Raw genomic sequence first — 13,696 nt, 5'->3', positions numbered from 1 at the left:
CCCGGAATGGAACGACGGCAACCCGGTCCGCATCCTCAACGCCCACGTCACCGCAGGTGGTGTCGGTGTCCGCTACCAGGACATGTGAGGCTCCTTGCGAGCTGCGGATTCCGGTGCCCGACGAGGCTGGCAGCGGGACCCGGCCCCGGGCCAGCGGCGTACGGTTGATCCACGCCTACGACTCCCGGCTGACATGCCCGGATGTTCATCCTGAAGGAGGATGGGGAGCGAATCCGCAGGGCAACTAGGGTGAGCGGCATGAAACGAGGCGACCGTCCGGTGGCCTGTCTCGCAGCGCTCACTCGATGGTCGTCCATACCCGCCGACGCGCTGCTGGCGGCCGTGATCTTCCTTGCCACGCTCGGCCCCGGCCAGGTGCCGGCACGCGGCGAGCCGGGGCCGCTGCTGCTCCAGGCGGCCCTGGTGGTGCCCCTGGTGTGGCGGCGGCGCGCGCCGCTGACGGTGTTCTGCGCGATCGCGGCGGCGGCCGCGGTCCAGTGGGTCGCCGACGTGCAGCTCCCCGCCGACGCCGCGCTGCTGGTCGCTCTCTACACCGTCGCCACGCGCTGCGCCTGGCGGCAGACGCTGGTGGCCGGGCTCACGCTGGAGGCCGGAGCGCTGCTGGCCGCGGCGCGATGGGCCCCGCCCGGCCAGTCGCCGTTCACGGCGGCCGCGCTGACCGCGATGACCGCCGCCGCCCTCACCACGGGCCTGTGGACGCGTGCCCGGCGGGCGTACGTCACCTCGCTGGAGCACGACCGCGAGCAGCGGGCACGGCTCGCCGTCGCCGAGGAGCGCGCCCGGATGACCCGCGACATGCACGACATCGTCACCCACAACCTGTCGGTCATGGTGGCGCTGGCCGACAGCGCGGCGTACGTACGGCACCGCGCGCCGGAGCGGGCGGCCTCCGCCATGGAACAGATCGCGGCCACCGGACGGCAGGCCCTGGACGACATGCGACGCTCCCTCGGCGCCGGGGAGGACGGCGAGTCCTGCCGGCAGGCCGGCGCGCGACTGCGTCCGGCCCCCGGGATCGCCCAGCTCGGCCCGCTTACCGACAGGATGCGCGCGGTCGGGCTGCCGACCCGCCTGGAGGTGACCGGTGACCCGGAGGCGGTCCCCGCCGTCGCCCAGCTCACCGTCTACCGGCTGGTCCAGGAGGCCCTGACGAACGCGCTCCGGCACGCCCCCGGGGCGACGGCCGAGGTACGGGTCCGCCTGACACCGCGGTGCGCCGCCGTGGAGGTCATTGACGACGGCCGCCCGGGGCCCGCACCAGGAGACGCCCACGGGCGGGGCCTGGTCGGCATGCGCGAGCGCGTCGCCGCCTACGGCGGCAGCCTCCATGCCGGTCCGCTGTCCGGCGGCGGCTGGCGGGTGGCGGCCAGCCTCGACATCGGCGACGACATGATGGAGAAGGGCACGGCATGACGATCCGGCTGCTGATCGCCGACGACGAGTCGTTGCTGCGCATGGCGTTCCGCATGGTGTTCGAGGCCGAGCCGGGCCTGGAGGTGGCCGGCGAGGCGGGCGACGGCGACGAGGCCGCCCGGATGGCCCGGCTGCTACGTCCCGACGTCGTGCTGATGGATGTACGCATGCCCGGCGTCGACGGGATCGAGGCCACCCGCCGGATCGTCAGGGACTCCCCGCGCTCGCGCGTGCTCATCCTGACCACCTTCGACCTGGACGAATACGCCTTCGCCGGGCTGAAGGCCGGGGCCTCGGGCTTCTTGCCGAAGAACACCCGGCCCGAGGAGCTGCTGGCCGCGATCCGCAGCGTGGCGGCAGGCGACGCCGCGGTCTCCCCCCGGGTCACCCGCCGCCTGCTGGAGAAGTTCGCCCCCCAGCTCATGCCTGGCGTTCCCGAGCGCGACGAGCGGCTGGCGGCGCTCACCTCCCGCGAGCGCGAGGTGCTGGTCCAGGTGGCGCGCGGGCTGTCCAACGCGGAGGTCGCCGCGGCGATGCACCTGGCCGAGGCCACCGTGAAGACGCACCTCAGCCGGGTCCTGCTGAAGCTGGGACTGCGGGACCGCGCACAGGTCGTGGTCTTCGGCTACGAGAGCGGTCTCATCCGTCCGGCGACAGCGGATGACGCGTGAGACAGGCGCACGGGCGGGGACGGCGATCCCCGCGCCGCTCGGAGGCACCTGGCGGGCCCGGCCACGCGACGCTCGGATAATCGTCGTCCGTCCGCGATATCGCCTGCCGTCCTCGGCCTTATTTCCCAGTGGTCCGCAAGTGGTTTCCAAGTACGGCGGCGCATTCTGACGGCAGGAAATCATGTGTCCAAGGCGCGATTACCGCCGGAATCGCCGTCCATGGGCGCGTTCTTCAACTTCGACGAAGGACAGGAAAAGAATGAGAACTCGTCGTCTGGCCGCAGTGGCGTTGATGGCCGGTGGGCTTGCCTTCAGCACCGTCGCCACCTCCGCCACGGCCGCCTCCGCGGCAAGTCCCTCCGCGCAGGCCACCGCCTCATGGCACCTCGCCGGTTACTATGACTACAACGACCAGTGCGTCAGGGCCGGCTTCAAAGCCATCACCAGTGGCGGCATCGTCCAGGATTTCAAGTGTGAACGCGTCGGCTCTCGCGTTGCTCTTCACCTCTTTTATTAGAATTGATTAGGAGATCCGTCCCGGGCCGGCGTTGATGCCGGACCGGGACGGATTTTTCCACGGATGTTCTCCGTCCCGGGATGTTCTCCGTCCACGGATGTTCTCCGTCCCGGGATGTTTCCGTCCCGAGGCGGTCTGCCCGGTCACAGGACGGTCGAGAGTCCGGCGTCCCCCTCATGACACGGACGAGACTCCCGGCAGGCGGGTTGATCACCACAGCGGCCACCGGGCACGCGGGTCGAGTTCTCCCCGACGGTCGCGGTGCCACGCGCCGGCCGAGATCTCCCTCGTTCAGACGGCCGGCGCCCCGGAGTCGATCGGCAGGCCGTGCAGGGCCTCGACCAGCGGCGCGAGCTCCGGGGTCTGCTCCGCCTCGGTCAGAGCCTTGGCCAGGACGTCGTCGTGGGTCGGGCGGGCCCTGTTCAGCAGCGCCCACCCCTGCTCGGTGAGCTCGGTGTAGATGCCGCGCCGGTCGTCCTGGCACAGGACCCGGGTCAGCAGTCCCCGGTCTTCGAGCCGGCTGACCAGCCGGGTGGTGGCGCTGCCCGACAGCGCCGCGGCGCGGGCCAACTGCTGCATGCGCATGTGCCAGCCGTCCTGGCGCGACAGCGCGTCCAGGACCGTGTATTCGACCACCGACAGGTCATGGCCGGCCTGCAGCGCCCTCTCCAGTGCGGCGTCGATCAGCCCGTGCAGCGCGGCGAGCGTCCGCCAGCCCTGCGCGCGGATCTGCACCGCGCCGTCGCCGATCCCCATGGCCGCCTCCTCTCGCGCCCTCCCCCTCCAGGCGGGCCGTCGTCGCCGCCCAGTCTACTCACGTTTTGAAATAAAGCGCGTGTGCAAGTAAGTGGCCGTACGGCCCGCGGCCGGGGCCTCCGCATCGGCCGCCGGCCGGCTCCGCCGTAACCTCGGAGCGCCGAAGGGCCGTAACCTCGGAGCTGAGAAACGCCGTCCATGACGTAAGAGTCCATGACGTAAGAGGAGACCACGCACGTTGTCCGAGACGCACGAACCCGCGCGCCCCGTCCCCGGCGCCGACCTGCTCAGCCTGCGAGCCGACTGCGCGAGCTGCTCGGGGCTGTGCTGTGTCGCGCTGCCCTTCTCGGCCTCGGCGGACTTCGCGGTCGACAAAGCGGCCGGGCAGCCGTGCGCCAACCTGCAGCCGGACTTCCGCTGTGGCATTCACTCACGCCTCCGGCAGCAGGGCTTCCCGGGCTGCACCGTTTACGACTGCTTCGGCGCGGGACAGAAGGTCACCCAGCTCACCTTCGGCGGACAGGACTGGCGCCGGGCCCCGCAGACCGCACGGCAGATGTTCGAGGTGTTCCCGATCATGCGGCAGCTCCATGAGCTGCTCTGGTATCTGACCGAGGCGCTGACGTTGCGGCCGGCCCTCCCGCTCCACGAGGAGATCCGCCTCGCGCTCGACACGACCGAGCGTCTCACCCGCGACAGCCCCGACTCCCTCATGGAGCTGGACGTGGCAGCGCACCGGCAGGAGGTCAGCGCCCTGCTGCTGCGTACGAGTGAGCTCGTACGGGCCGGAGCCGGCCGCCAGAAGAAGGACCGCAGAGGCGCCGACCTCATCGGGGCCAACCTCAGGGGCGCCGACCTCAGAGGCGCCAACCTGAGAGGCGCCTACCTCATCGGGGCCGATCTCCGGGGTGCCGACCTCAGGGTGGCCGACCTCATCGGGGCCGATCTCCGGGGTGCCGACCTCAGGGGCGCCGACCTCACCGAGAGCATCTTCCTGACCCAGTCCCAGCTCAACGCGGCCAAGGGCGACGCCGCCACAGCGCTGCCGCCTACGCTCACCCGCCCGGCGCACTGGCAGTCCTCGGACACGCCGGCCGCGCCCACCTCCTCCCGTCCCCGGAGAAGGAGCCCACGCCGGAGGTGACGCCGGCCCGGGCAGGCCGGCGGGCGCCCCGGCTCACCCGTCCTGTCCCGCCCCGGCTCCTCCGGGGACGCTCGGGCCCGCGCAGCCGAGGGCGAGCCGGAGGGCCAGGCCGGTGTTCCTGCGCCGGCCGAGCCGGTGCACGGCCAGCTCCAGCGCCTCGCGCTGGCCGACGAGCACCACCCACGACTCCGCCCTGGTGACCAGGGTGTACAGCAATTTGCGCTGCAGCATCACGCCTCCGGCCTCGGCCACGATCGGCGCCACCACGAACGGGTATTCGCTGCCCTGGGAGCGGTGCACGCTGATCGCGTAGGCGTGGGTCAGCTCGTCCAGCTCGCCGAAGGTGTATTCCACCCTCTCCCCGTCGTCGGTGCGGATCTCCACCAGCCGCTCCTGCGGGTTCACCGCCGTGACGGTGGCGCTCTCCCCGTTGAACACGCCTTTGTCGTAGTTGTTGCGGATCGGCATGACGCGGTCGCCCACCCTGAAGACCGACGGGCCCGACCAGTGCTCGGCCGTGCCCTCGCGCGCCGGGTTCAGCCGCTCCTGCAGCCTGCGGCCGAGCTCCGTGGCGCCCGTCGCGCCCTTGCGCATCGGGCACAGCACCTGGATCTGGTCCCTGCCGATGTTCTGCTTGCGGGGGATCGCCTCCGTCGCCAGATGGACCACCCGCGCGGCCACCTGCTCCGGGTCGTCGAGCTCCTCGAACCAGAAGCCGCCCCGGCCGGGCAGCGCGGGCAGCTCACCCGCCCGGATCCGGTGGGCGGCCTGGACGATCCCGCTGTCCTGCGCCTGCCGGAAGACCTGGGTCAGCCGGATGCGCGGGATCTCCGCCACGCGCAGCAGATCGGCCAGCACGCTGCCGGGCCCGATGCTGGGGAGCTGGTCGCTGTCGCCGACCAGCAGCAGGTGGCTGCCCGCCGGGATCGCGGCCGTCAGCCGGGTGGCCAGCTGCAGATCCAGCATCGACGCCTCGTCGACGACGATCAGATCCGCCTGCGCGGGAGACTGCTGGAACAGCGTGCCCTCCTCCCGCTCCGGCTGCTGGGCGAGCATCCGGTGCACGGTCATCGCGGGCAGGCCGGTGAGCTCCGACAGGCGCTTGGCCGCCTTGCCCGTCGGCGCGGTCAGGGTCACCGTGCCGCCCATCGCCCGCACGGTCGCCGCGATCACCTTCACCGTGTGGCTCTTGCCGCAGCCGGGACCGCCGGTCAGGACGGACACGGTGCTGGTCAGCGCCAGGTTCACGGCCACCCGCTGGTCCTCCGCCAGCCCCTCGTCGTCGGCGAACGCGCGCAGCGGCAGTGTCGAACGGGCCCGCAGGAGCCTGGTCAGCTGCGCCGCCAGCGCGACCTCGCGGCTGTGCTGCTCCTTGGCGTACGCCACCTGGCCGGGGCCGGCCGGCGACGCCTCGACGACCACCCGGTGCTCGGCGACCAGCGCGTCGACCGCCCGGCGGATCGGCCCTTCCTCCTGCCCGACCAGATCGGCCACCGCGGCGAGGAGGGCGGGCAGCGGCAGGAAGCAGTGCCCGTCGCGGGCGGCCGCCACCTCCAGCCGGTCCAGGACCGCCGCCTTGATCCGCTGCGGGCTGTGCTCCGGCACCCCCGACCGCAGCGCGATCCGGTCGGCGGTGTGGAAGGCGATCCCTCTGACCTGGCCGATCAGCCGGTAGGGGTCGCGGGTGAGGATGTCGCACGAGTCGTTGCCGTAGACCTGGTAGATCTTGGCCGCGAGCAGCGGGCTGATCCCGAAGCCCTGCAGGGCAACCATCAGCGCGGCGACCGCCTTCTGCTCCGCCCACGCCTGGACGATCTGCGCCTGCCGCGCGGCGCCGATGTTGACGACTTCCCTGAGGCGCTCCGGCTCGGTGTCGATGACCGTGAGCGTCTCCTCGCCGAAGTGGCTGACGACGGCGTGGGCGAGCCGCGGCCCGATCCCGCGGATCAGGCCCGATCCGAGGTAGAGCGTGATGGCGCGCACGGTGGAGGGGACCACCCGCTCGCACTGCTTGACCACCAGGCGGCTGCCGTGGCGCGGGTGCTCCTCCCACTCCCCGGCCAGCCGCAGCGTCTCCCCCGGCTGCACCCCGGCCAGCGCCCGGCCCGAGGCGACGAACCCGGCCAGGCTCTCGGCGCTCATCCGCGCGACCGTGTATTCGTCGTCACGGACGTATATCAGCTGCTCGACGGAGGCGTCCACGTCCGTCGGGTACGGCTTCGCGAGCACGGTCACCGCATGGCTCCCCGGGATCATGTGCGGCATCTCACTTCAGGACACTAACCGGTGGCTGCGACAGTTCGGGCGGCACGGACAGGACGGGGACGCGGTGTCGGTCAGGGAAGAGCCGTGGGCGGCTGCCGGTGGACCGCTGAGTGTGCTGCGCGGTAGCCGCTCAGCGTGCTGTGCGGTAGCCGCTCAGGCCGTCGTCCATCTCCTCCCGGTCACCGTCCCGCGCCGCGTAGAGGGCCTGCTGGAGCGCGAATGTGCCGCGGATCGCCGAGATCCGCGCGCTCAGGCCGGGCCGCGCTCCGATGCGCGAGAGCACCTCCTCCAGCAACGCCGTGCCGTAACTGGCCCCGACGGCCGCGAGATCCTCGGCCTGATCCCCCAGGCAGACGTCGTCCCAGTCGACCACACCGCTCAACCGGGGCAGCCCGTCCCGCCTCTCCCACAGCACGTTCTCGCCGCCGAGGTCGCCATGCACCACGGCGGAGGTGAGGTGGGGAAGGTCGCGCAGGGCCGCGAGCTCCCGCTCGGCCCGCTCACGGCCGGCGGCGGACATGAACGTGAACAGCTCCGCCCGCACCTCCCCGGCGAACGCCCGCCACCTGTCCCGCGGCACGCGCGGCAGGGCCTCGCGCACCGCCGGCTCCGAGCCCGCCGCCGCGAGCCTGGTGAACAGGGCGGCGTACTGGGCGGCCACCGCGCCGGCGACCTCGCGGGAGCGGAGCTCCGCCGGAGCCAGCGGCGCGCCGGGGATCCGGCCGAGCAGCAGGTACGGCGCGCCGGCGCCGTCCCAGGAGTCTCCGACGGCCAGCGGTTCGGGGGTGCGGACACCGAGGTCGAGGCCGGAGAGGGTCCGCAGCACGGCGGCCCGCTGAGGCAGCCGGCCGCCGGCCGCCCCGGTCCGGGCGAAGCAGACGACCCGCTCCGCGCCGATCACCACGTCGTGGAACTGCCCCCGGTGAACGGGGAGACCCGGCAGATCGTCGTCCGGGAGCAGCCTGCCCAGCAGGCTCTGTCGGGTTTCGGTGATGTCCATGGGAGGTGAACCCTACTCCGCGACCGGCTCCCCCGGCGTCCCGCACCCCGCCGCCCCGGCCGGTCCCGGCGCGGTGATCAGAGACACCGGGGCCTGGACCCCTGTAGCTGTCGATACCGGGCGTGCCGAGCACGTTGCGGAAGGAGTCGCACAGCCTGGCGGCCTGGGCCGACTCGCTCGACGGCGACAGGGAGTCGACGCCGCTCTCGGTCAGCTGCACCTCCCACGCCGACGGGGTGCCGGGGAACTGCTGCCGCAGCCGCCCCACCAGGACGCCGATGTTGCCGTAGGTCACTCTCGGGAAGTCGTCGGCGGAGAACTCGGGGCGCAGCAGGTTGGGCGGGTACGGATGGTAGGCCACCCGCCAGACGCGGCCCCGCCCGCGCGGCCAGCCCCTTGAGCACGGTCATGCCCGACAGCATCGCCTCGGCCGCCGCCGGTCGATCGTAGGCGGTGCCTAAATAGTGGTCGAGCGAGGTGAGCACCTTGGCCGTCGGCTGCTGGACAAGGGCGGGTTCGCGCCGGGGTGGACCTGGGAACGGCGGCGCCGCGGTCGGCTACCGCGACTTCGTCTCGGGCAAGGCCACCATGTCGTGGGGCACCGACTTCGCCGTCGAAGCGCTCAAGACGGACGCCGAGTTCCCGATCGGCACCATGCCGTTCCCGACGGTCACGAAGGCCACCAGCCCGCTGTCGACGGAGGCCCCCCGCCAGATGCGGGGCCTCGATCGGCGGCACCAGCTACATGATCCCGTCCACGGTGAAGGGCGGGAAGTACGCCGCCGCGATCAAGTTCCTGCAGTTCATGAGCTCACCGGCGGTCAAGCCGTGGCTGGACGCCACCGGCGGTCTGCCCGCGGTCGAGGGCGTGGACCCCTCCCCCGAGACCGCCGGCCTCCTCCGGAGGCGAGTGGGGCAGGCCGTTCCGGGTGACCGCGCTGCCCGGCGGACCCGAGGGCACCTCCTCCCGCGACGTGTTCGACGGCTACCTGCTCGGCAAGCGCTCGCTGGAGGAGGAGCTGCCCGACCTGTAGAAATGGTGGGACCGCGGGATCGGGGCCGGCATCAAGAAGAACGATCGGGGCCAGGAGGGCTGGGCCAGGTAGCCCGGACCGAGACGCCCCTGTCACACCCCCCGAGCAGGAGATGTAATGCCGCATCCACCACGGACCCTACGTAACGCGCTGATCGCCCTCGCCCTCGCCGTACCGGCGACGGTGACGGCCCTTCCCGCCCTCGCGCTCGCCGGGGCCGCGATGGGCGTCACCGGGGTCGCGGTCGGCCAGGACACGGTCATCGGCACCGGCACCGGCACCCGCAGGGCGACCGGCCAGGTGGCGCTGTACGCGCTGGACACCTGGCACGACCCCACGGGCCACACGGGCCTGCGGCCGGTCGCCGTCGTCACGCCCGGCGCCGCGGAGATCGGCGTCGAGCACGCGGGCATCAACCTCCGCCAGGTACGGCAGGGCCTGGGGCTGGATCGTCGGCAACGAGATCGACGCCCAGCAGTACTGGTACAACATGGGCCCCCAGGACCGCGACGTCTTCCTGGAGCAGTACACCAGGGCCATGCGGCTGACCTGGCAGGCCGTGCGCAAGGCCGACGCCGACGCCCGCGTCTGCACCTCGCTGACCCACTTCTGGGCCGGCGCGGTGGGCGACGACCCCGAATACACCTACACGGGCCGTGACGTGGTGGAGGGCCTCAACGCCCTGACCAAGGCCCAGGGTGACTTCGACTGGAACATCGCCCATCACCCGTATCCGGAGAACCTGTTCAACCCGGCCTTCTGGAACGACAGGACGGCGACCGACGGCTTCGACACGTTGCGCATCACGTTCAAGTACATCGGCACCGAGCGCTCGCTCGAGGTGACCGAGTCCGCCAAGAAGATCATCGGGATCTCCGACCGGAAGGACGTCATCCCCGGCTCCGACCCGGCCAGGCTGGCGACCAGGAAGCTCCCGGCCACCGTCGGCGTACAGCTGGACGCCGAGCCCGCGCTGGAGCACGTGGTCTCCGACTTCGAGCGGGACACCGGCGGCTGGCGCCCTCCGACAACGCGGCCGCCGTCGAACGGGTGGCCGTCGACGGCGGACACGCGCTGCGCGTGCGCTTCGACCGCGACCTGCCGAGCTGGTCGATGTACGCCAAGGCGTACAAGGGCGCCGACCTGGTGCTCGACCGGCCGCTCGACGCCTCGCTCAGGTCACAGCTGTCGGTGTCGGTACGGGTGCCGGAGCACGCCGGCGACGGCTTCAGGCCGGGCAACGTCTTCTCCGCGAGGGTCCGCGCCTACGGCCCGGACGGCGAGGTCGCCGAGGGCGTCGGCGCGGTCGACCCCGCCCGCGGCTGGAACCGGCTCACCCTCGACCTGTCCCGCTGGGCGGGCCGCAAGGCCGTCTCCCGGGTCAAGGTGTGGGTGCGCGGCTCGGTCGGCTCGGACTGGGCGGGCTCCTACGAGATCGACAGGCTGAGCCTGGCGGCGGCCGCGGTCCCGGCGTCCGACCGGCAGACGGGTGGACGCCCGCGCTCAGCCCGTGACGAGGGGCCGTAGATACTCCGCGGTCACACCGGGACCGGCCGCGATCGTCGCCGGAGGGCCCTGGTTGAGGATCCGCCCGCCCCTGTCGCCGGCGCCCGGTCCCATGTCGATGATCCAGTCGGCGCAGGCGGCGACGTGCAGATCGTGCTCGGCGATGACGACCGAGCTGCCCGCCGCGAGCAGCGTGTCGAACGCGTCGACCATGCGCTGCACGTCGGACGGGTGCAGGCCGGTGACCGGTTCGTCGAGGATCACCAGGCCGCGGCCGCGGCCCCCGCCGCCCAGCAGGATCGCGTTGGCCAGCTTCAGGCGTTGCGCCTCACCGCCGGAGAGCTCGGTCGCGCTCTGGCCGAGCCGGAGATAGCCCAGCCCCGCCTGCTGGGCGGCGCGCAACGTGGCGGCGAGGCCGGCCGATCCGCCGAAGAAGTCCGCCGCCTCGTCCACGGTCATCTCCAGCACCTCGTCGACGGCCTTGCCGCGGTAGGTGACGGCGAGCAGCTCGGGGGTGAAGCGGCGCCCCTCGCAGACGTCGCACACGACCCACATGTCCGGCATGAAGTGCAGGTCCACCTGGCGTCTGCCGTATCCGGCGCACGCCTCGCAACGGCCACCGGAGGAGTTGAAGGAGAAGGCCCCCGCGCCGAGCCCGCGGCTCCTGGCCTCCGGAGTGGCGGCGTAGAGCTTGCGGATCGCGTCGAACGCCTTGGTGTAGGTGGCCGGGCTGGAGCGCGGCGTGCGCCCGATCGGATTCTGGTCCACCACCGTCACCCAGTCGAGCTGCCCGGCGCCTTCGATCCGGGCGACGGCCTCCGGGCGCTCGCCGCGGAGGACGGCGTCGAGGCCCGCGCCGAGCGCCTGGTGCAGCAGGCTGCTCTTGCCGCTGCCGCTGACCCCGGTGATGCAGGTGAGCACGTGAAGGGGGATCTCCACCCGGTCCAGGCGGACGTTGTGCGCGTCGACGCCGATCAGGGCGAGCCGGGGCGCCGTGGCGGGGCCGGACCGCCGGGTCCGGCGGACCCGGGGACCGCGCCCGCCGAGGTAGGCGCCGGTGACCGACCGCTCGTCGCGGCTCAGCTCCCACGGCGGGGCGGACGCGACGAGCCTGCCGCCCTCGCGCCCGGCCCCGGGGCCGATGTCCACCACCCAGTCGGCCAGGGCGATCAGCTCAGGGTCGTGCTCCACGAGCAGGACGGTGTTGCCCGCGTCGCGCAGCTCGCGGAGGATCTCGCGGAACGGGCGCTTGTCGGCGGGGTGCAGGCCCGCGCTCGGCTCGTCGAGGACGAAGACGATCCCGGTCAGGTCCGTGTTCAGCTGGGCGGCGACCCGGGCCCGCTGGAGCTCTCCGCCCGACATCGACGGGGCGGTGCGGGTGACCTGGAGGTGCCCGAGGCCCAGCTCGACCAGCAGCCGCACGCGGCGGGCCAGGTCGGGCAGGACGGTGTCGGCCACCTCACGCTGCATCGGGGTGAGCGTCGGCCCGATCGCGTCCACCCATCCGCGCAGTTCCTCGACGGGGAGCCTGATCACCTCGGGATAGGTCAGGCCGCCGAGCTTGACCGTGAGACCGACCTCGCCGAACCCGGTGCCGCCGCACGCCGAGCACTCGATCCGGCGCATGAACCGGGCGTAGTGCTCCTTGGCCCCGTCGGTGCCCGCCGCGTCGTAGAGCCTGGAGACTTCGAGGACCGCTCCTTTCAGCGGCACGCTGCGCTCGAAGGTGATCTCGGCGCCCGTCTTCTTCTGCCTGGTGGTGACCTTGTAGGTGACCGGCACGTCGCCCGTGCCGTGGAGCACCGCCTGCCGGAACTCCTCGGGCAGCTCGCACCAGGGCAGGCCGAGGTCCGCGCCGTACCGCTCGGCGAGGGCGGGCAGCGCCAGGGACTCCCCGGAGCCGGCCCGGCCGAACCACGTCCCGGCGCCCGCGAGCAGCGGGAGGTCGGGGCGGGTCACGATCCGGTCCTCGGCCGGGCTCACCGTGGCGCCCATGCCGCCGCACTCCTTGCAGCGGCCTTCCATGCTGTACCGGTCGAAACAAGCACTGGTCAGCCCGCGTAGCTCGGGGAACTCCCGGGCTTCGGGCCCCAGCGCCGGCAGCCGGGCGAACAGCAGGCCGAGGAAGTCGTTCAACCCCGTGATGCTGCCGAGGGTGGAGCGCGGGCTCCGGTTCAGCCGGCGCTGGTCCACCGCCAGGGTCACGCCCAGCCCGGATATCCGGTCGACCTGCGGGCGGTCCTTGGGTGAGATGAACTGGCGGAAGAACGGTGAGATGCCGTTCAGGTATCTCAGCTGGGCCTCCGCGTGCACGGTGTCGATGGCGAGTGAGGTCTTGCCGCTGCCGCTGACGCCGGTGAAGGCGACGATCTTGTTCTTGGGGAAGACGACGCTGACGTCCCGCAGATTGTGGGTGCGCGCCCCGACGACCTTGATCACGTCGCCGTCGAGGGTGTCGTCCGGCCGGCTCACCGCTGCCCCTTCGGGGGTCGCCCTGGACTCCGGAGCTGTGCGATGCGGCTTCCGCCGCCCAGAGGGGCGCCGGGGCGGATGTCGGAGGTGAAGGTCACCGCCCCACCTTAGACGATAATTTTGATGTCACTGCAATTTTGGGCTGACACTACTGTTTTCCCGCGGTCCCACGCACCCGAGAAGCGGCGCCCGGCCCGGCGGAGCGTGCCCGTATGCGTACCAAGCGGCGGCACGCCGTCGAACAGCGACGTTCAACAACATTAAGTTGCAAGATGGCTACTATCAGTGATGATCGTTTGCATCCTCAGACGCCATGGCAGGCGCTGCCCGCAGCCGCGGACAGCGCCTCTCCGAGGTCATGACCGCCGAGGACTTGACTGAGAACCGAAGGAGAACACATGGCCATCGTGAGGTCCACGACCGTCGCCCTGTCCGCCGCCCTGGCGTTCGGCGCCGTTCTGGTGACAGGGGCGAGCGCGCACGCCGACGACCGCCCGGCCGCCAAGCGGGTGGCGGCCGAGGTCGCGGCCGAGGTGACGTCGGCGGCGAAGACGAGCCAGCGGGTCGCGGCCGGGAAGACCGCGCCCGGAGAGGGCTGGGAGTCCTACGGGAACGGCACCGGCCTGTACATCGACGTCGACACCACCTCCGCGAACTTCACCGGTACCCCGGTCTACACGAGCTCCGTCGGCGGCACCGGCGACCACTGGGCGCTGACGGGCGCCAACGCCGTTTACAGCCCCACCGCGACCGGATTCCGCCTCTACGTCCGCTGGAGCGACAGCAGCCCCATCACTCCCGCCGTCGCGCAGGCCTTCCAGTGGCACGTCAACTGGATCGGCGTCGACAGCCCGTGATCGGCCGCCGGTCGTCCCCGCCGCCCGGCCGGGCGGCGGG

Annotated in this window: 11 protein-coding genes and 2 pseudogenes; 7 read left to right on the top strand and 6 right to left on the bottom strand. The window is 72.2% G+C overall.

Going from position 1 to position 13,696, the window contains the following annotated elements; all coding sequences use genetic code 11:
- Positions 1–258 precede the first annotated feature (258 nt).
- From ACWDS7_RS39015 to ACWDS7_RS39005, 3 genes are all read left to right on the top strand, one after another.
- The gene (locus ACWDS7_RS39015) at positions 259–1,434 is read left to right on the top strand and encodes a sensor histidine kinase (protein ID WP_451933353.1); all 1,176 of its coding nucleotides are present in this window, start codon (positions 259–261) and stop codon (positions 1,432–1,434) included.
- Positions 1,431–2,105 carry a response regulator transcription factor gene (locus ACWDS7_RS39010; protein WP_451933352.1) on the top strand — a complete coding sequence of 225 codons (675 nt, stop codon included), beginning with the start codon at positions 1,431–1,433 and terminating at the stop codon, positions 2,103–2,105. Before ACWDS7_RS39015 ends, ACWDS7_RS39010 begins: the two co-directional genes overlap by 4 nt.
- A 259-nt stretch (positions 2,106–2,364) precedes the next feature.
- Positions 2,365–2,622 (top strand): hypothetical protein, encoded by a 258-nt coding sequence (locus ACWDS7_RS39005; RefSeq protein ID WP_306870646.1) that lies wholly within the window; start codon positions 2,365–2,367, stop codon positions 2,620–2,622.
- 291 nt (positions 2,623–2,913) lie between these two features.
- On the opposite strand, the gene ACWDS7_RS39000 is transcribed toward ACWDS7_RS39005, so the two are convergent.
- Positions 2,914–3,378: a MarR family winged helix-turn-helix transcriptional regulator gene (locus tag ACWDS7_RS39000; RefSeq protein ID WP_451933351.1), complete on the bottom strand. Its 465-nt coding sequence runs from the start codon at positions 3,376–3,378 to the stop codon at positions 2,914–2,916.
- A gap of 238 nt (positions 3,379–3,616) precedes the next feature.
- Between ACWDS7_RS39000 and ACWDS7_RS38995 the strand changes: the two genes are divergently transcribed.
- Positions 3,617–4,522 carry a pentapeptide repeat-containing protein gene (locus ACWDS7_RS38995; RefSeq protein ID WP_306870641.1) on the top strand — a complete coding sequence of 302 codons (906 nt, stop codon included), beginning with the start codon at positions 3,617–3,619 and terminating at the stop codon, positions 4,520–4,522.
- 33 nt (positions 4,523–4,555) lie between these two features.
- Here the strand turns inward: ACWDS7_RS38995 and recD2 are convergent, their stop codons facing one another.
- The 3 genes and pseudogenes from recD2 to ACWDS7_RS38980 form a co-directional block, all read right to left on the bottom strand.
- Complete coding sequence (recD2, locus tag ACWDS7_RS38990) at positions 4,556–6,757, bottom strand: SF1B family DNA helicase RecD2 (protein ID WP_451933350.1); 2,202 nt, start codon at positions 6,755–6,757, stop codon at positions 4,556–4,558.
- Between the two features lie 160 nt (positions 6,758–6,917).
- On the bottom strand, positions 6,918–7,787 hold the full coding sequence (locus tag ACWDS7_RS38985; RefSeq protein WP_451933349.1) for a phosphotransferase family protein: 870 nt from the start codon (positions 7,785–7,787) through the stop codon (positions 6,918–6,920).
- A gap of 163 nt (positions 7,788–7,950) precedes the next feature.
- Positions 7,951–8,148, bottom strand: a pseudogene (locus ACWDS7_RS38980) (DUF5722 domain-containing protein); the annotation flags it as partial.
- A 1,121-nt stretch (positions 8,149–9,269) separates the two neighbouring features.
- On the opposite strand from ACWDS7_RS38980, the pseudogene ACWDS7_RS38975 reads away from it, so the two are divergent.
- Positions 9,270–9,575, top strand: a pseudogene (locus ACWDS7_RS38975) (DUF5722 domain-containing protein); the annotation flags it as partial.
- Here the strand turns inward: ACWDS7_RS38975 and ACWDS7_RS38970 are convergent.
- Entirely contained in the window at positions 9,545–9,892 is a 348-nt protein-coding gene (locus ACWDS7_RS38970) for a hypothetical protein (RefSeq protein ID WP_451933348.1), read from the bottom strand. The pseudogene ACWDS7_RS38975 and the gene ACWDS7_RS38970 sit on opposite strands and share 31 nt — an antisense overlap.
- On the opposite strand from ACWDS7_RS38970, the gene ACWDS7_RS38965 reads away from it, so the two are divergent.
- The gene (locus ACWDS7_RS38965; protein WP_451933347.1) at positions 9,872–10,348 is read left to right on the top strand and encodes a hypothetical protein; all 477 of its coding nucleotides are present in this window, start codon (positions 9,872–9,874) and stop codon (positions 10,346–10,348) included. The genes ACWDS7_RS38970 and ACWDS7_RS38965 overlap by 21 nt on opposite strands.
- Here ACWDS7_RS38965 and ACWDS7_RS38960 read toward each other — a convergent pair.
- The gene (locus ACWDS7_RS38960) at positions 10,325–12,799 is read right to left on the bottom strand and encodes an excinuclease ABC subunit UvrA (RefSeq protein ID WP_451933346.1); all 2,475 of its coding nucleotides are present in this window, start codon (positions 12,797–12,799) and stop codon (positions 10,325–10,327) included. The genes ACWDS7_RS38965 and ACWDS7_RS38960 overlap by 24 nt on opposite strands.
- A gap of 398 nt (positions 12,800–13,197) precedes the next feature.
- Here ACWDS7_RS38960 and ACWDS7_RS38955 point away from each other — a divergent pair, with 398 nt between their 5' ends.
- On the top strand, positions 13,198–13,656 hold the full coding sequence (locus ACWDS7_RS38955; protein WP_451933345.1) for a hypothetical protein: 459 nt from the start codon (positions 13,198–13,200) through the stop codon (positions 13,654–13,656).
- Positions 13,657–13,696: the final 40 nt, after the last annotated feature.

The sequence above is a fragment of the Streptosporangium sp. NPDC003464 genome, assembly GCF_053588315.1.
The sequence above is the reverse complement of the archived record's forward strand: the minus strand, read 5'-3'. Positions and strand labels throughout refer to the sequence as shown.